The organism is Spirillospora sp. NPDC052242 (assembly GCF_040679555.1).
Taxonomy (GTDB): domain Bacteria; phylum Actinomycetota; class Actinomycetes; order Streptosporangiales; family Streptosporangiaceae; genus Spirillospora.
On the sequence record NZ_JBFAUZ010000009.1, the window covers coordinates 32,940 to 51,787 of the forward strand.

Sequence of the window (18,848 nt, forward strand, 5' to 3'; positions counted from 1 at the left end):
GGGACTGCTCACCGCAGACTGGACAGTTCAAGCTCGCCATGACACTTCCCCCGAGCGTACGCCGGCGCGTTCGAGCCTCGACGTGAGGTGCTCCATGTCGCCCCTTCGCGGGATCCCGATGTAGTACACCCGCCTTCCCTCCGGCCCTTCGTCCACGGACACCTGCACTCTGGGCCCAGCGCCTTCCTCGATCTTCCCGTCGTCGGCCAGTGCCCCGTACCGTTCTCGCCCGAGCGGCGACAGCGGCACGACGCGCTGGTTGGCCGACCCCCTCCAGAGTAGGGAGCCGCCCTCGGGGTGTCGCCCCCTCGGGTTGAGCCGGTCGACATATGGGCCCGTGATCACGGCGTCGCACATGTCCAGGATCTCCCGAGACTCGCGGGACCGCGCGAGCCGAGAGTAGACATATCCGCTGTAGACCAATATGTCGAACCTAATCGTCTCACGCGTGGGGGCGTCCCGCCATGCGCGGACCCCGCGCAGCAGTGCGGCCAGGGCGGCCGGCTGCTGGAACGGCTCCCCGCCGGAGATCGTCAGCCCGTCCACCGGTCCGGGCAGCGAGGCCAGCCAGCCGAGGATCGTCTCGACCGGCACGGCCCTGCCCGGATCGGCGTTCCAGGTGTCCCGGGACAGGCATCCGGGGCAGTGCAGCGTGCAGCCCTGCGTCCAGATGCCGGCGCGGGTCCCGGGGCCGAGCGCGGTCACCGGATGGTGCGCCTTGGCGAGCAGCAGCGAATGCGAGGCGCCGCCGCCCGTCACAGGAGGTCCAGATGCACGATACTGCCCTCTCGGCGTATCCCGGACACGGTGATGGGCTCGTCGGGGACGAGCTCGCGGTCGAACAGCGCGCGCGCCAGCGGGTTGACGAAGTAGGACTCCAGCGCCATCCCGATGCCGCGCCCGCCGTTGTCGAGCTCGGCGGTGCACCAGCCCCGCAGCGTCTCCAGCGCGTCGTCCTCCATCGTCAGGGCGAGCCGGTGCTCCTCCGACACGCGCTTGCAGATGTTCGCGAACTGCAGGTCGAAGATCTGGTGCGCGGCGTCGGCGGAGATGAAGTCGAACACGACGATGTTGTCGCCGAACCGGTTCAGCAGCTCCGGCCGGTTCAGCACCTCGGTGAAGTGCTCGGCGACCGCCGCCTTGATGCGCTGCGCGACCTCGTCGTACGACATCCCCGGAGTGATGTTCTGCACACGGTTGGGCGTCGCGTACGCCGCGCCGCCGGGCGTCGTCAGATCCCGGCCCGGCACGTACATGCCGAGGTTCGAGGTGAAGATCAGGATCGACTCGGAGAAGTGGACGGTGTTGCCGCGGCCGTCGGTGAGCCGCCCGTCCTCCAGGATCTGCAGGAACTTGTCGAGGATCCGCGGGTGCGCCTTCTCGATCTCGTCGAACAGCATCACCCGGAACGGGTCCTCGCGGACCGCGTTCGTCAGCTCGCCGCCCGCCTCGTGGCCCACGTAGCCCGGCGGTGCCCCGATCAGCCGGTCGCCCGACCCCTCCCCGGAGAACTCGCTCATGTCGAACCGCAGGTAGGCCGACTCGTCCCCGAAGATTAGCTCGGTGACCGCCTTCGCCAGCTCCGTCTTGCCGGTGCCGGTCGGGCCCGCGAAGAACAGCACGCCGCGCGGACGGCTGCCCGAGCGCGTCGCCTGCGCCCCCGACAGGCCCAGCACCGCGCGCTTGAGGATGTCGAGCGTCTTCGTCACCGCCTGCGGCTGCCCGATCACCCGCTCGGGCACCCGCTTCTCGCCCTCCAGGACCCGGCGCCGCAGGTGCCCGCGGCTCCACGGGTTGTCGAGCACCCCGAGCTTGTAGGTGCGGACGGCGTCCGGCAGGTCCGCCAGGCTGACGTTGCGCTCCTTCGCCAGCCGCGTCACCTCGATCATCGACTGCAGGGTGAGCCCGTCGGCCTGCTCGGCGAACGCGTCGCACGCGTCCGCGGCGGCCTGGTCCGCGCCGACGTCGCTGACCCCGAACGCGCGCGCCAGCAGCCGCGCCGTCTCCTGCCGGTCGCCCAGGTGCGGGCGCGGGATCGTGATCTCCCGGATCGTCTCGTTGTCGGCGGTCATCCACGGCGGCAGGTCGCCCGGCCGCTCCACCAGCCACACCACCGGGTTGTACAGCGGCTTCGGCCGCGCCCCGACCACCCGCACCGGACGGGCCGTCCGCGACAGCTTCGCGCAGAACCGGAAGAAGTCGCGCTCGGCGGGCTCCAGGTCGGTCGGCGTCCGCGCGATCCGGGACGCCGAGTCGATCACGAACGCGGCGCGGACGTTGTCCTGCGGCCGCGCCACCGCCGCCATGTGCCGGGTCAGCGCCTCCAGGGACGGCTTGTCGTCGGCCTTCAGCCGCCCCATCAGCCGCTCGGCGGCCCGCTTCGCCTCGTCCGACAGCTCGTCGCCGTCGTCCGGGCAGATCTGCAGCCCGTCCACCGGGTCGTACACGGCCATGAACGACGCGCCGCTCGCCCGCAGCGTCTCCCACAGCAGGTCGCGCAGCGGCAGCAGCCGCGCCGGGCTCCCGACCTGCGCGGGCGGCGCGAGGAAGCTGTCGTAGAGGTTCCCCGACAGGACGTACTGCGAGTGCACCGACAGCGTCGCGTCCAGCTCCCGGATGAACGGCGGCCAGCCCTGCAGCCGTCCGCCCAGGGTCGGCGAATCAATGCTCATCAGGCCCGCTCCACTCCGCTTCCGTACCGGTCACTCGGCGCCGCGCGCCGTCACTGGCCGTGCGAGCGGCGGCGTTCCCGCCGCTCGGCACGCCCCCTAGTGTGCCGTGACTCGGCCGCCACCGGCAGTTCGCGGACCCCCGGGTCGAGCCGCCAGCCCACGTCGGACCGGATCCCGGCCTCCGCCAGCCGGGCCCGCGCCGCCTCGAACGCCGCGCACCACTCGGCCTCCCGCTCGGCGTCGACCCGCCGGTCGTCCTCGCTCTCCGCGGGCCGCTCCCGCATCATCGACGCCCGCACCTGCGCGTCGTCCACCCGCATCCGGACGCTGTGGTCCGGCCAGGCGCCCTTCGTCAGGACCATCGTGCCGTCGGACGCCGTGAGCGTCTCGAACCCGCCGTCCACCTCGTACCCGAGGTCCTCGAACGCCGCGGTGATCGAGTCGAGCACGTACCGGCGCTCGGCCTCCGCCTGCGCGGCGGCGTCCGCCTCCGCCGCCCGCCGCCGCTCCGCCTCCCGCAGCTCCCGGGTGCGGCGGTTGGCGTCCTGGATCCGCAGCCGCACCTCCTGCAGGACGGCCTCGGCGTCCGCGCCGGTCGCGGCGGTCGCGAGCAGCCGCGCGGCCTCCGCGACGGCCTCCCGCTCGGCCGGCCCCGCGTCGGGCAGCAGCCGCGCCATCACCCGGGCGAGCGTGCGCCGGACCTCGGCGGCGTCGTCCTCCGGGACGGCCTCCCGCGGCTCGGCGTCACCGGCGAGGGGCTCGGGGGGCGCGGCGAAGATCTGCGCGGTGACCTCGGCGGCCAGCCGGTCCGACAGCGCCCGCTCGGCGTCGTCCAGGGCCCGGTCGGTCGCCGCGCACCACGCCGTCAGCTCCGCCGCGGGACGCTCGTCCAGGGCCAGCGGCGCCGGCAGTTCGAGCGTCGCGCCGAGCCGGTCGCGGGTCTCGGCGAGCGCGGCGATGCGCGCGTTGCGCTCGACCACCTCCCGCAGCGCCCGCTCCTGCGTCTCCACCTCGGCGAGCGCCGCCGCCCGCGCCTCCGCGCGCCCCTCCGCCAGCGCGGCCAGCGCCTCCGCGCCGCGCCCGGCCAGGCCCGCGCCCCGGCCCAGCACCCGGTTCAGCCCCAGGCTCAGCACGACCGCCGCGTCCAGCGCGATGTCGGCCTCGACTCCGCTGCTCATGCCCCTCCCGTCACCGTGTCCCGCGCCTGCCGCCAGCGGTGCAGCCGGACGCCCGCCGCGACGCCGTGCGCGACCGGCGCGACGATCAGCACGAGCGTCCACAGCAGCCCCGCGACCGGCGTCACGGCCGCCAGCAGCAGGAAGATCAGCAGCAGCGGGACCGTCCCGGCCAGCAGCACGAGCCCGCAGCCCCGCCGTCCCGTCCGCCGCGCCGCGCCCGACACCGTCTGCGAAGCCTTCGACAGCCCGCGTCCGCCCGCGCCCAGCGCCTTGGAGAACATCGCCCACGGCCCGTGCGGGAGGTAGTCCGCGCCCTGCGCGCGCGCGAGCACGACCTCGGCGCCGCACTGCACACCCCACACCACGACCGACAGCACAGCCAGGAAACCGAACGGGACACCGGACGAACGCTGGAACCCGCCCACCGAACTCGCCCCGTCGTCCGACCCGCCGCCGAACAGCGCGCCCACGATCCACGAGCCGGCGAGCCACAGGGCCAGCAGCGGCAGCGTCCAGAGGACGGCCCGCCGGACGGCGGCGCCGCGCCCCGCGAGGCGCGCACGCTCGCGCTCGTCCCGCTGCGTCCGCAGCGCCTCCGACCGCTCCGCCGCGGCGCGCCGCGCGCGTTTCGCCGCCTCGATCTCGACGACCGCCTCCGGCGCCGCCAGCAGCACCGCCAGCGTCCGCAGCGGGTCGTCGCCCGCCCCGTCGGCCAGCCACGCGAACCACGGCACCGGCTCGCCGCCCGCCGTCCGGGCGCGGGCCCGCGCCAGGCTCTCCGCGAGCCTCCGGCGGACGTCCGCCGGATGCGCCGCGAGGGCCAGCAGCGTCGCGAGCACGAGCGGCGGGTCGTCCGCCCCCGCGTCGGGCAGGCGCGCCGCCAGCGTCGGCGGCGGCGCGTCCTGCGCCCGGATCCACCGCGCCAGCTCGTTCCACGCCGCCGCGTGCGCACGCCACTGCTCGTCCACCCCGGCCAGGTCGGCCCCGCCCGCGAAGCCCGCCAGTTCCCGCAGCAACCCGTGCCGCCACAGCTCCCGCACGAGCCGGCACGCCTCCCGGTGCTCGGGCCCCGGGTTCTCGACGTACGCGGGCAGCATGCGCAGGTCATCGGCGGTCACCCGGCGGCCGAGGTAGTGCGGGGGCAGCTCCGGATCGAGCCACCGCACCAGGTGCAGCAGCTTCACGTCCGGGCCGACGTCCGCCGTCAGGGGACCGTCGACCAGCTCGATGCTGCTGTCGTCGGGCAGCTCGGCGAGCCAGGCGCGCAGGCTCCGCCACGCCTCGCCGTTCTCACCGCGCCCGAAGAAGTACTGCGCGGCGTCCGCCCACTCCGCGACCAGCGCGCGCGCCAGTTCGTCCCGCCGCGCGTACCGGCGGCCCTTGAACGGGAGCCCGGTGCCCGCCTCGGGTCCCGCGGCCTCCTCGGCGACCGGGGGAGACCCGCCGTCCAGCCACGCCGCGACCTGCTCGCCCGTCCAGCGCCGCCGCGGATCGCGGGCCAGCAGCCCCCGGCACAGCAGCCGCAGCCGCGGGTCCGCGACATCGTCCGCGCCGACCGGCCGCGTCGCGAGATGGTCGACGACCACGGTCTCGCTCAGCCCCCGGAACGGCGCCCGCCCCGTCGCCAGCTCCCGGACGATCATGCCGAGCGACCACCAGTCGCGCGCGGGCGACACCTGCCCCGACAGCGACTCCGGCGCGGCGTACGCCAGCGTCCGCGACGACGAGGCGAACACCACGCTCTGCTCCAGCACCTTGCTGAGGCCGAAGTCGGCGATCGCCAGCCGCAGCGGATCCGTGCCCAGCACCAGCACGTTCTCGGGCTTGAGGTCGCGATGCACGATCCCCGCCCGGTGCAGCGCCGTGAGACCGTCCGCGAGCTGCGCGGCGACGTCCGCGACCGCGTCCGGCGGCAGCGGGCCGTCCATCAGCGCCCGCAGGTTGCCGCCCGGCGCGTACGCCGTCACCTCGTAGTCGCGCCCGTCCGCGTGCCCCGTCTCGAGGATCCGCAGCACGTGCGGCGAACCGAGCTCCGGGAGCTTCGCCCACACGTCGCGGTCCGCCCGGTAGCCCCGCCGGAAGATCTTCACGACGTGCTCGGCGCCCCGCGCGTCCCGCACCAGCAGCAGGTCCGACTCCGCACCCTGCACCGGCAGCTCCGCGACGGCCTCGTACCGTGCGGCGAGCTCCGCCGGGAGCCGCATCAGCGACCCGCCCGCCGTCCCCTCGGGCCCGTCCCGGCGCGTCTCCGCCGCACCCCGCGGCCCCGGCACCCGGGCCTCGTCGCGCCGCGTCGTTCCCGCGTCCCGCCGCGTCCAGGCCGCCTCGTCCGTCCCGTCCGTCCCGTCGACCTCGCCCACGACAGCCCCGGCTAGCTCTTGTCCTTGATGACCCGCAGGTACTCGCTGATCTTGAACTGGTTGATGAGGAACTCGTGGGCCATCCGGCAGAGGATCATCAGCCACAGCCACAGGAACGGCGTCGCGAGGAGGCCCAGCATTCCGAGGGTCGGATCCCATTGGATGGAGTACGCCGCCCACCACGCGAAGATGAGGCACCCGAACGAGATGAAGGCCATCGCGAGCACGTAGAAGGCCTTGATCCACTTGATGGTGACCATATGGTCGAAGTCGAGATCGAATAGTGAGCCCAGCAGGCCCCTGCTGCGCGGGGGTTGAGTCCAACCCGGTGGCGGCACCTGAGGGTATGGGCCGGTCGTGTACGGGCCCGGGCCCGTCTGGTTCGGGTTCGGCTGGCCCTGGCCGGGCGGCGCGGCCGGGGGACGCGGGTTGGGGACCGGGATCGGGCCGGTGCCGTGATGATGCTGCTGCGGCTGTTGGTGTTGCTGTTGCTGGGGATGCGGCGGGGGCGGCGGACCGTACGGGCCGCCCGGGGGCTGCCCGCCCGCGGGCGGGCGCGCTGGCTGGCCGGGGTCCGAGGGGTGCGTCATCGCCGTCGTCTCCAGTGTTGAGCCGCCTACAGGGAGACTCTAAGGCCTGCGCGCCTCCCCGCGCCGTGACCGACCCGCACCGTCCGGCGAAGCCGCAGGCCCGTCCGTACAGGGTCGGTGCGGGTCGGCGCTGACCGGGTGGCCGCCGGGACGACACGTTCGTGCGTCAACGGGTCAGTACTGTCACCGAGTGGTGAGGCCCGGGGCCGTTCGGGCGTCGTTTCGGAACGTCGGACGGCGCGCGCGTCGGCGGCGGCGTGCGTGAACACGCCTCGCCCGTCCGATCCGTTCGGTTATCGTTCCGGGGGCTTCACTCGGCGGATCGGGGCGAGGGTCGATGATCGCGTTGGCGTTGGTTCCGCTGGGGTTCGTCGCCGGCCGGCTCCTCGCGCCGCTCGCGGAACCGTACGTCGGGGACGTGCCCGCCGGGGACCGGACGGCCGTCGGCGCGGTCACGGCCCTGGTGTTCGGCGTGCTGGGGTTCGCCGTCGGGCTCGAACCCGTCCTGCCCGCCCTCCTCTACATCGCGCTGGTCGGGACGCTGCTGGCGTTCGTCGACGTGCACGTCAAGCGGCTGCCGGACGGCTTCACGCTCCCGTCGTACGCGATCGTCCCGACCCTGCTCGCCGCCGCCGCGCCGTTCACCGAGGACGGGACGCGCCACTTCGTGCAGGCGCTCGCCGGGATGGCGGGCCTGTTCCTGCTGTACGCGGTGCCGGCGTTCGTGAAGCCGTCCTGGCTGGGGCTCGGCGACGTCAAGCTCGCCGGGGTCCTCGGCCTGTGCCTCGGCTGGTTCGGGCTGGAGACCTGGCTCGCGGCCGTCCTGCTGACGTACCTGCTCAGCGGCGTGCTGAACATCGGCATCATGATCGTCCGCCGCAGCCTGCGGCGCGAGTTCGCATACGGCCCGTACATGCTGGCCGGGGCGCTCGGCGCCGCGGTCCTCGCCTAGCGGCTATTCGCAGAGCTTCTTCCCGGACTCCGCCTTCTCCCCGATGTTCTGGATGGCGGGCGGCGCCAGCTTCAGGCCCTTCGTCCCGATCACGAGCCGCACGCCGTCCTTCGGCGCGGCGCCGTCCGGGGTGAGCAGCGCGTCGGGGGCGTCCCGTGCGAGGACGGACGCCTGCGCCTCGGCGGCCGGCGCGAAGACGATGCGGCTGTCCGGCGCGTCCGGTGCGTCCTGGACGTCGTCGGCCACCTTGAACCCGCGCCGCTCCAGCTGCTTCACCACGTTGTCGACGGCCTTGTCCTTCGCCCCGGCGGACACGACGGTGACCTCGACGTCCTTCGGCTTCGGCGCGGGCTTCGCGTCCACCGGCGCGGCGGGCGCGGCGGGGAGCTTGTCGTCGTGCCGGATCGCCTCGAACATCGGGTCGGCCAGTTCGTCGTTCCACTGCACCCGGTTCGGGTCGGGCTTGTACCCCTCGACCGGAACCGTGACGAACCGGACCTGCCCGGCGCTCATACCGCGCAGGCCCTCCGCGAGCTTGCGCATGTCCGACAGGCCGAACTCGTCGTCGGTGGTGATGGAGTCCGTGGCCGCCTTGAGGAAGTCGTAGGTCTGGGCCGGGTCCGTCAGGACGTCGGAGCTGAGCGCCTTGTCCACGACGGCCGCCATGAACTTCTGCTGGCGCTCGATCCGGCCGAGGTCCGAGCCGTTGCCCAGCGAGTAGCGGGCCCGGACGTACCCGAGCGCCTTCTCGCCCTTGACGGTCTGCTTCCCCGCGTCCAGGTACAGCTCCGCGCGCGGATCGTTCACGGGCTTCTCGACGCAGATCTCCACGCCGCCCAGCGCGTCCACCATCCGCTTGAACCCGGAGAAGTCGATCTGGACGAAGTGGTCGATGTGGACGCCCGTGAGCGACTCGAGCGTCTTCCACGTGCACGTCGGCCCCGCGTAGGAGAACGCGCTGTTCAGCATCCCGAACCGCGCGGAGACCTTGTCGCCGTTCTCCTTCTCGCACTCGGGGATCTTCACCATCGAGTCGCGCGGGAAGCTCACCGCGACGGCCTGGTCCCGGTTCGGCGACAGGTGCAGCAGGATCGTCGTGTCCGACCGCGCGCCCGCCATCCCGGGCACCGCGTACTCGGCGTTGTCGCCCTCGCGGGTGTCCGAGCCGAGCAGCAGGATGTTGAGCGATTCGTTGAGCTTCTGCGGACGGTCCGTCCCCAGCTGCGACCCGACGTCCTTCTGCTCGATGCCGCCCATCAGATCGCGGTACAGCCAGTACGCGCCCCCGGACCCGGCCACGAGCGCGGCCACCAGGCCGATGGCCGTGCGGCGCAGGATCTTGCGCCGCCGGGCCCGCCGCGCGTCGTGCCGATCCGGGAACGACACCACCTTCCGAGCGTCGTCGTCCGGACCGTCCCCCGACTCCGAACCGACCTCGCCGTCCGCCTGGCCGTCTCCGCCGTCCCCGTTGGCACGGTCCCGCGGCTCACCGCCGCCCGTCCCGCCGCTCGCGACCGCGCGCTCGTCCGCGTCGTCTTCGCTTGCGTCCGTGTCCTCGAGTTCGTCGGCGTCTTGCTCGGTTTTGTCCGCGTCGCCCGCGAGCTTGTCCCCGTTGCCTTCGCGTGCGGCCGTGTCTTCGCGTTCGTTGGCGTCTTGCGAGTCGGTCGTGTCGACTCCACGCTCGTCGTCCTCGCCGACCTCGCGCTCGGGCTCGTCCGCGGCGTCCTCCGGACGGCCTTGGACGGTGGGGGCTTCGTCCTTCGAGACCTCTGCGGGGTTCTCGTGGTGCGGTTCGGGGCCCGTCGGCGGTTCGGTGCTCATGGGTGGGCGCAGCCGTTCGTGAAACGGTGTGTGTCGCTCATCGGTCCCGTCTCGGCAAGCCCTGTCGGGGCGTGGTCGGTGCGGCTCGTCAGTTTACGAACTGGGCGGGATCGCGGGTGATCGCATGACTCCCCTTATTAGATGCGCAGATGTCGCGATCTGTTGACAAGTTCGTCCGAATCGAGGCGCACGGCGGGGTTCCGTACGATCGCTGCGTGAGCACGGGGTGGGTGATCGGCGGCCGGTTCACGATGCTGGACCGGATCGGGACGGGCGGGACGAGCCGCGTGTGGCGGGCGTTCGACCACGCGGAGGGACGGTACTGCGCGGCGAAGCTCGTCCGGCGGCGCGGGCCGACGACGGTGCTGCGGGCCGTCCGGGAGCAGGCGCTGCGGCTCGCGCACCCGCACGTGGTGACGCCGTACGCGTCCTGTGCGGCCGACGACGACGTGCTGCTCGCGATGGAGCTGGTGCGCGGCGGGTCGCTGCAGACGCTCCTCGGCGACTACGGGCGGCTGCCGCCCGAGTACGCCGCCGAGGTGCTGGACCAGTTGCTGGCCGCGCTGAGCCACATCCACGCGGCCGGGGTGGTGCACCGCGACGTGAAGCCGGCGAACCTGCTGCTGGAGCCGAGCGCGGTGGGCGCGCCGCTCGTGCGGCTCGCCGACTTCGGGATCGCGCTGGAGGACGACGGGGTGCGGGTCACCACGACCGGGTTCACCGTCGGCACCCCGGGTTACCTGGCGCCCGAGGTGCTCGACTGGAACCGGCCGGGGCCGCGCCAGGACCTCTACGCGGCCGGGATGGTCGGGTGGCGGATGCTGACGGGCGCGGGCGATCCGGAGCCGCGGCAGCGGGTCGGCCAGCCGCCCGCGGGGACGCCGCCCGGGCTGTGGTCGGTGGTCGCGTGCCTGTGCGATCCCGACCCGGAGCGGCGCCCGCCGGACGCGGCCGCGGCGCGCCGCGCCCTCGCCATGTGCGGGCTGGTGCTGCGGCTGCCGGCGCGCACGCTGGACGGCGAGGCGCTGCAGATCTTCGACCACCTCGGCCCGCCGCCGGAACCGTCCGGCGCCTGAGTCACCGGATCGGGACGTTCGGGATCCGGCCGAACGGGCCCGCGTCGAACGTGACGGACCGGACGTCCGGCGGCGGCGCGGGCACGTAGACGAACCCGCGGTTGCTCGTGCCGGGTTCCGTGCGGAAGACGGCCCAGCCGGGGTCGACGAACGCGAGGTTGACGTTCACCGGGTCCTGCGGGCCCATCCGGACGGCCCGGTAGGCGGTCCCGGACGCGGGGTCGAGGACGGAGAACGCGCCGAACCTGCCGTAGGAGCCGTGGTCGCCCTGGTAGTCGGCCGTGGAGGCGGGGCCGGCGGCCGGGCCGAGGTTGGCGATGTCGAACACGGCGACGAGGTAGGCGCCGTCCCGGTAGAAGGGCTTCACGTCGATCCGCCGCCGGTCGCCGGCGCCGAACGACGCGGTGCGGCTCGCGACCGTCGCGCCGTCGCGGGGACGGAACGGCGCGGGGGCTCCGGCGCCCGTGGCGCGTTCGTCCCGCGGGGCGCGGGAGGTCGTGGCGGCGGTCGCGGCCGTCCGCTGCTTGATCTTGTAGGAGATCTCGACGCGGCGGTTCCGGCCGCGCGCCTCGGCGTCGTTCGCGCCGCCCTCCCGCGCGATCGGTTCGGTTTCGCCCTTCCCGGCCGCCTCGTACCGGTAGCCGGGGCCGAGGCGTGCCCGCAGCGCCTCCAGGACGGCGTCCGCACGGCGCCGCGACAGGTCGACGTTGTAGTCGTCCGCGCCCTTGCTGTCGGTATGTCCGGTGATGCGGATCGGTGGTTTCGCCGGGTCGGCCTTGGCGCGGGTCTCGCGCGCCACCTCGTCCAGGACGGCCTTCGCCCGTGCGGACAGCGCGGCCTGGTCGAACGCGAACAGCACGTCGGTGCGCAGCCCGATCGTCTCCTCGGTCGAGCTGCTCGTCGTCGACTTCGCCTCGCCCTCGGTGAGCGAGTAGAGGTCGTGCGTCCCGCCGGAGGTCTCCCCGGTGGGGTTCCGCATCGGGAACGACACCGTGGTCCCGGCCCCCGGAGCCGTGAGCCCGTCGGGGACGGCGGGGGCGGCGGGGAGCTTCGGGCCGCCCGTCACCACGGGCACGCCGGTGAACTCCCCGGCCGTCGTCGGGCTGATCACCGTGATCCGGCGGACCGATTCGGGCAGCGGCGGGAACGCCAGCACCGTCTCGTACCGCACGCCCGGGTGGACGGACGTCCAGCGGGTCTCGCTGCCGACCGTCAGGCCGCCGCCGTCGTAGAGAGGGGTGTACGCCTTGTGCCCGACGGGATCGACCAGGGTGAAGTGCAGGTTGCCGAACGCGGAGCCCGCCACGGACGTCCCGAACGAGAAGAAGGTCGCTTCCTTGCCGGGGTTGGTCAGATAGAAGCGCAGGAGGGAGCGGTCCGGCAGGCGGCCGACCTCCTTGACCTCGATGCGCGACCGGCCGCCGCCGAGCGCCGACCACGCCTCCTTGACCATGGGCCCGGTGTACGCCGGCGTCTTCTCGGTGCCCGCCGTCGCGGCGGGGCCGCCGCCGTCCCCGCCGTCGCACGCCGCGACCAGGGCCAGGGGCAGGACGAGGGCGGCGGCGAGGGCTCCTTGCACGCGCATGGCTCCTCCAAGGGGGCCTCAGGGACGGGACGTCACCGGTCGATCGGCACGCCGCGGAACGCGGGCCACGAGCCGACCTGGACGTCGATCTTCCGCACGTTCTCCGGCGGCGCGGCGAACGTGAACTGGAGCGCCGCGGGCTGCTCGTCGTCGCTGCTGGTGTAGGTGAGGTCGCTCTGCAGCGCCGAGTCGGACGAGTCCCGGACGACGACGTACCGCTTGAGGTTCGTCCCGTCGAGCAGCGTGACGGGCGGCTCGACCCCGTGGAGCTGTGAGAGGGACGCCGAGGTCGAGGCGGATCCCTCGGGGAGGTTCGGGGTGAACTGCAGGTCGAGGACGGCCAGCTTCCCCGACACCGACAGGCCCATGATCGCGATGTCGACGGTCGCGCCCTTGGTGAGCGGGCTGGTGAAGGTCTGCTTCGCGACGGGCGCGCCGCGCCCGGCGGACGGGGCGCGGCCGCCGACGGCGCCGCGGGAGGCCCCGCGCTCGGACGCGCCGGACGCCTCGGGGTCGTCCAGCACCGAGCACGCAGGTGTCGCGCAGGCGGTGAGCAGTGCGGCGGCGAGCACGGCCGCCGTCCGTGCCGTCGTCCGGGGTGAGCGGCGCATCGGGTTCCCTCTCGTCGATGTGGGCGGACGGACGTTCTCTCCGGCGTTCACCGTCATCGGGCTCACGACTCGCTGAAGGTGATCTCGACGCGCCGGTTCTGCGCGCGTCCTTCGGGGTTGTCCTCGCCGTTCTTCTCGTTGGGCGCGACGGGATCGGTCTCGCCGCGGCCCTCGGCGGTGATCTCGACGCCGGCGCCGGACAGGTGGCGCGCGAGCTCGGCCTTGACGGCGTCGGCGCGCTGCCGGGACAGTTCGCGGTTGTACCCGGTCTCGCCGCGCGAGTCGGTGTGCCCGGAGACCTCGACGGTGCCGCCGGCGCCGCGGATGCGGCCGGCGAGCGCGGCGATGTGGCGGCGCGCCTCGGCGGTGAGCGCCGCCTTGTCGAACTCGAACAGGACGTCGGACGAGATCTGCACGGTCACCCGTCCGTCGGCGCTCTCCTCGCGCTCCAGGTCCACGACCGCGCGCGACAGGTCGATGTCGCGGACGGCGGAGGCCGCGTCGATGCCCCGGACGGACGCGGCGACCGCGGCGTCCGGCACGTCCGGTTCGGCCGCGGCGACCGACGGGATTACGAGGGTGACGGCGAGCACCCCCGCGATCACGGTTCTGCGGCGCATGCGATCACCTCTCCACCGGGATGTCGCGGAACATCGGCCAGCCGCCGAACTGCAGGTCGACGGCCTTCACGTTCTCCGGCGGGGCGGCGAAGGTGAACTGCAGCGCGCCCGCCTTGCCGTTGTCGAGGTCGGTGGTGATGTCGTCGGTGGCCATCTCCTGGCCGCGCGAGTCCTCGACGACGACGTAGCGCTTCAGGTCGACCGTGTCGATCAGCGCGGGATCGATGCCCTCGCCGCCGTTCAGCTCGTACGGGCTCGCGTCGTCCGGCCCGCCGGGCGGGATCCGCGGGGTCATCCGGACGGTCAGCGTCGCCAGCCTCCCCCGCACCCGCAGGCCCATGACGGCGATCTCGACCTCGGCCGACGGCGCCTGCGGCGGCGCCCCGAGCGTGGCCTTGACGATCGCGTCGCCCGCGGTGTCGATGGACGGGGCGCCGCCCTCGACCGCGGTCCCGGACGCGCCCGAAGCCGAGTCGCGGGACGGACCCGCGTCGTCGAGCATCGCGCAGCCGGCCGGTCCGCCGGCCGGCAGCAGGACCGCGGCCGCGGCGGCCGCGGCACGGTGGAACGGACGCATGGGACGGGCCGCCTCTCCTGGTCGTCGCATGTGCAAACGATGGTTTTCGTGGAACCATGACGTCGTCACAGACGTTGGGCGTGCGAACGAGAATCTAATGTTTGCACTTGCGAACGGTCAAGGGGGTTTCGCATTGAGCGCCGCCGAGGACACCGTCGTCCGGAACCGGGCCCTGCAGGCCGAGTGGTACGGCGAGCCGCTGGGGGAGCGGGTGCGCCGGCTCCTCGACCGGCTCGGGCTGTCGCAGTCGGGCCTGGCGGGCGTGCTCGGCCTGTCCGCGCCGATGCTGTCGCAGCTCATGTCGGGCCAGCGCGCGAAGATCAGCAACCCGGCCGTGCTGCACCGCCTGACGGCCGTCGAGGAACTGGCCGCCGACCCCGGCTTCGCCGACCTCCCGGCCGCCCGGATCAAGGACCGGCTGGCGGAGATCCGCGCCGAGTCCGCGCCGACCACCTCCGGGCTCCGCGTGCCGGCCGGCCCCCGCGCCGCCGAGGACGCCCCCGCCCCCGACCCCACGCCGGACGGACGCGGGCGCACGCGGGCCGAGGCGGGCGCGCGGGACGTCCAGGCGCTGCTGCGGGAGGTCGCGTCGGCCGGCGAGATCGAGGCGGCCGCCGCGCTGCTCGCCGACCGCTACCCCGACCTCGCCGAGGCGCTCCGGGTGTACGGGACGGGCCGGACGAGCGAGGCCGAGGCGCACTTCGCCCGGACGGTGCTGCGGGCGGGGCTCCTCTAGCACGAAATGGGAACGTTCCGGCCGCCCGCGGATGAGCGGGCGGTCATGCCTTCTCGTGCTCGTCTCGATTCCCCTTCGCCATAACGACTGCTTATGGATCTCCGGCGCGTCCGCGGACCGTTCGGACGGCTAAAGTCTGTGGTCAGGGTCACATGCGGGTCCGCCTGTTATGTATGTCACAGGTCCGCACCGGTGGCGTAGGGTCGCTTCGCTGGAAGCGCGTACGGGGCGTCACCGCCCGCATGCGGCAGGGCCACGGCCGAGGCGCGACGGCCGCATGGCGCGCGCAGACCGTGGTACGGGGATCACACGACCCGAGGCTCAGGAGAGCGATCGATGAGCACACTGGAGGCGCCGGCCAAATCCCGCGCCCAGATCAAGGAACGCACGCTCCGCAAGGACAACTGGCGGCTCTATCCGATCACCACCTTCGTGATCTTCACGGCGTGGGTGGTGTACGCGACGATCCGGGCCTTCTGGGGCGCGGCCTTCTTCGTCCCGGAGTTCCACTACCTGTCGCCGTTCTTCTCGCCGTGCTTCAACGAGATCTGCAACAACGTGACGGTGAACGGGCACACCGGCGACGCGGCGGAGTTCGGGACGTTCCTCCCGGCCGGCACCCGCGGCTGGATCCCGTTCGCGGTGATCTCCCTGCCGTTCCTGCTGCTGTTCCGGCTGACCTGCTACTACTACCGCAAGGCCTACTACCGGTCGTTCTGGGCGGCCCCGCAGGCGTGCGCCGTCCGCGAGCCGCACGGCAAGTACACCGGGGAGCGGCGCTTCCCGCTGATCGGGCAGAACCTGCACCGCTACTTCTGGATGGCCGCGGTGCTCATCTCCCTCATCAACACCTGGGACGCGATCCGCGCCTTCCACGGCGAGGGCGGCGGGTTCGGCATCGGCCTCGGCACCGTCATCCTCTGGGCGAACGTGATCCTGCTCTGGCTGTACACGCTGTCGTGCCACTCGTGCCGGCACATCGTGGGCGGGCGGCTGAAGAACTTCTCCAAGCACCCGGTGCGGTACCGGATGTGGGGCTGGATCTCCAAGATCAACGAGCGGCACGGGATGTACGCGCTGATCACGCTGGGCTCCCTGGTCGTCGCCGACGTCTACGTGATGCTCGTGGCCAGCGAGACCATCTCCGACCTGCGCATCATCAACTGAAGGCCAAAGGAATCATGACTGAGATCGAGAGGCACTCGTACGACGTCGTGGTGATCGGTGCCGGCGGCGCCGGGCTGCGCGCGGCGATCGAGGCTCGCCTCCAGGGCAAGAAGACGGCGATCATCTCCAAGTCGCTGTTCGGCAAGGCGCACACCGTCATGGCGGAGGGCGGTGCCGCCGCCGCGATGGGCAACGTCAACGCCAACGACAACTGGCAGGTGCACTTCCGCGACACGATGCGCGGCGGGAAGTTCCTGAACAGCTGGCGGATGGCGGAGCTGCACGCCAAGGAGGCCCCGGACCGCATCTGGGAGCTCGAGCTGTGGGGCGCGCTGTTCGACCGCACCAAGGACGGCAAGATCAGCCAGCGGAACTTCGGCGGGCACGAGTACCCGCGGCTGGCGCACGTCGGCGACCGGACGGGCCTGGAGCTGATCCGCACGGCCCAGCAGAAGATCGTCGCGCTCCAGCAGGAGGACCGCGCCGAGCACGGCGACTACGAGGCCCGCCTCAAGGTGTGGGCCGAGACGACGATCACGCGGCTGCTCAAGGACGGCGACCGGATCTGCGGCGCGTTCGGGTACGTCCGCGAGACGGGCAAGTTCGTCGTGTTCGAGGCACCGGCCGTCGTCCTCGCCACCGGCGGCATCGGCAAGGCGTTCAAGGTCACGTCGAACTCGTGGGAGTACACGGGGGACGGCCACGCGCTCGCCCTGCAGGCTGGCGCGACGCTGCTGAACATGGAGTTCGTCCAGTTCCACCCCACCGGGATGGTCTGGCCGCCGTCCGTGAAGGGGATCCTCGTCACCGAGTCGGTGCGCGGCGACCGCGGCGTCCTGAAGAACTCCGAGGGCGAGCGGTTCATGTTCAACTACATCCCCGAGGTCTTCAAGGACAAGTACGCCACCTCCCCGGAGGAGGGCGACCGCTGGTACGACGACCCCGACAACAACCGGCGGCCCCCCGAGCTGCTGCCCCGCGACGAGGTCGCCCGCGCGATCAACTCCGAGGTGAAGGCGGGCCGCGGCTCCCCGCACGGCGGCGTGTTCCTCACGGTGGTCGACCGGATGCCGGGCGGCGCCGCGGAGATCGTCCGGCGGCTCCCCTCGATGCACCACCAGTTCAAGGAGCTGGCGGACGTCGACATCACCAAGGAGCCGATGGAGGTCGGACCGACCTGCCACTACGTGATGGGCGGCGTCGAGGTCGACCCCGACACCGCGGCCGCGAAGGTCCCCGGCCTGTTCGCCGCCGGCGAGGTCGCGGGCGGCATGCACGGCTCGAACCGGCTCGGCGGCAACTCGCTGTCGGACCTGCTGGTGTTCGGGCGCCGCGCCGGGCTCGGCGCGTCCGAGTACGTCGACGCGCTCGACGCCCGTCCGGCCGTCTCCGACGAGATCGTGGACGCCGCCACCGCCGAGGCCCTCGCCCCGTTCGAGCGCGAGGGCGGCGAGAACCCGTACACGGTCCACGCCGAGCTGCAGACCACGATGAACGAGCTGGTCGGCATCATCCGCAAGGAGGAGGAGCTGCAGCAGGCCCTCGAAGCCCTGCAGAAGCTCCGCGAGCGCGTCGCCCGCGTGTCCGTCGAGCCGGTCGCCGTGCACGACGGCCGCGGCTACCACCCCGGCTGGCACCTCGCGCTCGACCTGCGCAACATGCTGCTGGTCTCCGAGGCCGTCGCGAAGGCGGCCCTGGAACGCCAGGAGAGCCGCGGCGGCCACACCCGCGACGACTACCCGCAGATGTCGGCGGAATGGCGGAAGGTCAACCTCGTCTGCCGCCTGGCGGGCGACCCGGCCGACCCGCACGTCGAGCTGACCCGGCAGCCGATGCCGCCGATGCGCGCGGACCTGCTCGGCCTGTTCGAGACCGACGAGCTGAAGAAGTACCTGACCGCCGAGGAACTGCCCGCCGACGTCGCCGCGCCGGGCGCGGCCGGCCCGGACGCGGCCAAGGCGGACGGCAAGGCCGACCACAAGGCGGACGAGAAGGCCGACGGCGAGGAGGGCGACGGATGAGCTACGAGGCGAAGTTCCGCGTCTGGCGCGGCGACGAGGGCGAGGGCGAGCTCACCGACTACACGGTCGAGGTGAACGAGGGCGAGGTCGTCCTCGACATCATCCACCGCCTGCAGGCCACGCAGGCCCCGGACCTGGCCGTCCGGTGGAACTGCAAGGCCGGCAAGTGCGGCTCGTGCTCGGCCGAGATCAACGGCATGCCGCGGCTGCTGTGCATGACCCGCATGTCGACCTTCGAGCCGGACGAGACGATCACGGTCACGCCCGTCCGCACGTTCCCGGTCATCCGCGACCTGGTCACCGACGTCTCGTTCAACTACGAGAAGGCCCGCGAGATCCCGTCGTTCGATCCCGGCGACGCGAAGCCGGGCGAGCTGCGCATGCAGCAGGTGGACGTCGAGCGCTCGCAGGAGTTCCGCAAGTGCATCGAGTGCTTCCTGTGCCAGAACGTCTGCCACGTCATCCGCGACCACGAGGAGAACAAGCCCGACTTCGCCGGGCCGCGCTACCTCATGCGGATCGGTGAGCTCGAGATGCACCCGGCCGACCAGGCCGACCGCCGCGAGATCGCCCAGCAGGACCACGGCCTCGGCTTCTGCAACATCACCAAGTGCTGCACCGAGGTCTGCCCCGAGCACATCAAGATCACCGACAACGCGCTCATCCCGATGAAGGAACGGGTCGTCGGGCGCAAGTACGACCCGGTGGTCTGGCTCGGTACCAAGCTCGGGATCGTCAAGAAGGGCCAGGACACCCCCTCCGCCTGACCCGGCGAGCGGCCGGCGCCCTCACCCCTCCGGGTGCCGGCCGTCCCCGAGCCGCGCCCCGGCGGTACGCCGGCGGCGGCGTGGCGGGCGGCGTGCCCCCGCACCGCCGCCCGCC

At 72.9% G+C, this 18,848-nt stretch carries 16 protein-coding genes; 6 read left to right on the forward strand and 10 right to left on the reverse strand.

The window, feature by feature from the left end; all coding sequences use genetic code 11:
- Positions 1-27: 27 nt before the first annotated feature.
- The 5 genes from AB0L25_RS09600 to AB0L25_RS09620 are packed head-to-tail and all read right to left on the reverse strand — an operon-like array spanning position 28 to position 6,800.
- Positions 28-759, reverse strand: coding sequence for a 4Fe-4S single cluster domain-containing protein (locus AB0L25_RS09600; RefSeq protein WP_500170335.1), 732 nt, complete (start codon positions 757-759; stop codon positions 28-30).
- A complete protein-coding gene (locus AB0L25_RS09605; RefSeq protein WP_500170336.1) occupies positions 756-2,672 on the reverse strand; it encodes an AAA family ATPase in 1,917 nt (638 codons plus the stop codon). Before AB0L25_RS09605 ends, AB0L25_RS09600 begins: the two co-directional genes overlap by 4 nt.
- Positions 2,673-2,722: 50 nt before the next feature.
- Complete coding sequence (locus AB0L25_RS09610) at positions 2,723-3,850, reverse strand: response regulator receiver protein (RefSeq protein ID WP_500170338.1); 1,128 nt, start codon at positions 3,848-3,850, stop codon at positions 2,723-2,725.
- Positions 3,847-6,210 (reverse strand): protein kinase domain-containing protein, encoded by a 2,364-nt coding sequence (locus AB0L25_RS09615; RefSeq protein WP_500170340.1) that lies wholly within the window; start codon positions 6,208-6,210, stop codon positions 3,847-3,849. Before AB0L25_RS09615 ends, AB0L25_RS09610 begins: the two co-directional genes overlap by 4 nt.
- Before the next feature lie 11 nt (positions 6,211-6,221).
- On the reverse strand, positions 6,222-6,800 hold the full coding sequence (locus AB0L25_RS09620) for a DUF4282 domain-containing protein (protein WP_500170342.1): 579 nt from the start codon (positions 6,798-6,800) through the stop codon (positions 6,222-6,224).
- 337 nt (positions 6,801-7,137) lie between these two features.
- Here AB0L25_RS09620 and AB0L25_RS09625 point away from each other — a divergent pair, with 337 nt between their 5' ends.
- Positions 7,138-7,752 carry a prepilin peptidase gene (locus tag AB0L25_RS09625; protein ID WP_500170343.1) on the forward strand — a complete coding sequence of 205 codons (615 nt, stop codon included), beginning with the start codon at positions 7,138-7,140 and terminating at the stop codon, positions 7,750-7,752.
- A 3-nt stretch (positions 7,753-7,755) separates the two neighbouring features.
- Here the strand turns inward: AB0L25_RS09625 and AB0L25_RS09630 are convergent, their stop codons facing one another.
- Positions 7,756-9,573: an LCP family protein gene (locus AB0L25_RS09630; protein ID WP_500170345.1), complete on the reverse strand. Its 1,818-nt coding sequence runs from the start codon at positions 9,571-9,573 to the stop codon at positions 7,756-7,758.
- A 215-nt stretch (positions 9,574-9,788) separates the two neighbouring features.
- Here AB0L25_RS09630 and AB0L25_RS09635 point away from each other — a divergent pair, with 215 nt between their 5' ends.
- Positions 9,789-10,649, forward strand: coding sequence for a serine/threonine-protein kinase (locus AB0L25_RS09635; protein WP_500170346.1), 861 nt, complete (start codon positions 9,789-9,791; stop codon positions 10,647-10,649).
- A gap of 1 nt (position 10,650) precedes the next feature.
- Here AB0L25_RS09635 and AB0L25_RS09640 read toward each other — a convergent pair whose 3' ends face one another.
- From AB0L25_RS09640 to AB0L25_RS09655, 4 genes are all read right to left on the reverse strand, one after another.
- Positions 10,651-12,234, reverse strand: coding sequence for an OmpA family protein (locus AB0L25_RS09640; protein ID WP_500170348.1), 1,584 nt, complete (start codon positions 12,232-12,234; stop codon positions 10,651-10,653).
- A 32-nt stretch (positions 12,235-12,266) separates the two neighbouring features.
- Complete coding sequence (locus AB0L25_RS09645) at positions 12,267-12,845, reverse strand: hypothetical protein (RefSeq protein WP_500170349.1); 579 nt, start codon at positions 12,843-12,845, stop codon at positions 12,267-12,269.
- A 62-nt stretch (positions 12,846-12,907) separates the two neighbouring features.
- A complete protein-coding gene (locus AB0L25_RS09650; RefSeq protein WP_500170351.1) occupies positions 12,908-13,465 on the reverse strand; it encodes an OmpA family protein in 558 nt (185 codons plus the stop codon).
- Positions 13,466-13,469: 4 nt separating this feature from the next.
- The gene (locus AB0L25_RS09655; RefSeq protein WP_500170352.1) at positions 13,470-14,072 is read right to left on the reverse strand and encodes a hypothetical protein; all 603 of its coding nucleotides are present in this window, start codon (positions 14,070-14,072) and stop codon (positions 13,470-13,472) included.
- A gap of 103 nt (positions 14,073-14,175) precedes the next feature.
- Between AB0L25_RS09655 and AB0L25_RS09660 the strand changes: the two genes are divergently transcribed.
- The 4 genes from AB0L25_RS09660 to AB0L25_RS09675 all read left to right on the forward strand — a co-directional run bounded on the left by AB0L25_RS09660 (position 14,176) and on the right by AB0L25_RS09675 (position 18,733).
- The gene (locus AB0L25_RS09660) at positions 14,176-14,778 is read left to right on the forward strand and encodes a helix-turn-helix domain-containing protein (RefSeq protein WP_500170353.1); all 603 of its coding nucleotides are present in this window, start codon (positions 14,176-14,178) and stop codon (positions 14,776-14,778) included.
- 336 nt (positions 14,779-15,114) lie between these two features.
- Positions 15,115-15,945 carry a succinate dehydrogenase subunit SdhC gene (gene sdhC / locus AB0L25_RS09665; RefSeq protein WP_500170355.1) on the forward strand — a complete coding sequence of 277 codons (831 nt, stop codon included), beginning with the start codon at positions 15,115-15,117 and terminating at the stop codon, positions 15,943-15,945.
- A gap of 14 nt (positions 15,946-15,959) precedes the next feature.
- On the forward strand, positions 15,960-17,966 hold the full coding sequence (locus AB0L25_RS09670; protein WP_500170357.1) for a fumarate reductase/succinate dehydrogenase flavoprotein subunit: 2,007 nt from the start codon (positions 15,960-15,962) through the stop codon (positions 17,964-17,966).
- Positions 17,963-18,733 carry a succinate dehydrogenase/fumarate reductase iron-sulfur subunit gene (locus tag AB0L25_RS09675; protein WP_500170358.1) on the forward strand — a complete coding sequence of 257 codons (771 nt, stop codon included), beginning with the start codon at positions 17,963-17,965 and terminating at the stop codon, positions 18,731-18,733. The genes AB0L25_RS09670 and AB0L25_RS09675 overlap by 4 nt, the downstream gene beginning before the upstream one ends.
- Positions 18,734-18,848 lie beyond the last annotated feature (115 nt).

Coding starts and splice junctions, on each gene's coding strand:
- AB0L25_RS09640 (WP_500170348.1), bottom strand. CDS start 12,234: ATGCGCGTGCAAGGAGCCCTCGCCGCCGCCCTCGTCCTGCCCCTGGCC.
- AB0L25_RS09610 (WP_500170338.1), bottom strand. CDS start 3,850: ATGAGCAGCGGAGTCGAGGCCGACATCGCGCTGGACGCGGCGGTCGTG.
- sdhC (WP_500170355.1), top strand. CDS start 15,115: ATGAGCACACTGGAGGCGCCGGCCAAATCCCGCGCCCAGATCAAGGAA.
- AB0L25_RS09655 (WP_500170352.1), bottom strand. CDS start 14,072: ATGCGACGACCAGGAGAGGCGGCCCGTCCCATGCGTCCGTTCCACCGT.
- AB0L25_RS09625 (WP_500170343.1), top strand. CDS start 7,138: ATGATCGCGTTGGCGTTGGTTCCGCTGGGGTTCGTCGCCGGCCGGCTC.
- AB0L25_RS09620 (WP_500170342.1), bottom strand. CDS start 6,800: ATGACGCACCCCTCGGACCCCGGCCAGCCAGCGCGCCCGCCCGCGGGC.
- AB0L25_RS09630 (WP_500170345.1), bottom strand. CDS start 9,573: ATGAGCACCGAACCGCCGACGGGCCCCGAACCGCACCACGAGAACCCC.
- AB0L25_RS09645 (WP_500170349.1), bottom strand. CDS start 12,845: ATGCGCCGCTCACCCCGGACGACGGCACGGACGGCGGCCGTGCTCGCC.
- AB0L25_RS09650 (WP_500170351.1), bottom strand. CDS start 13,465: ATGCGCCGCAGAACCGTGATCGCGGGGGTGCTCGCCGTCACCCTCGTA.
- AB0L25_RS09675 (WP_500170358.1), top strand. CDS start 17,963: ATGAGCTACGAGGCGAAGTTCCGCGTCTGGCGCGGCGACGAGGGCGAG.
- AB0L25_RS09605 (WP_500170336.1), bottom strand. CDS start 2,672: ATGAGCATTGATTCGCCGACCCTGGGCGGACGGCTGCAGGGCTGGCCG.
- AB0L25_RS09670 (WP_500170357.1), top strand. CDS start 15,960: ATGACTGAGATCGAGAGGCACTCGTACGACGTCGTGGTGATCGGTGCC.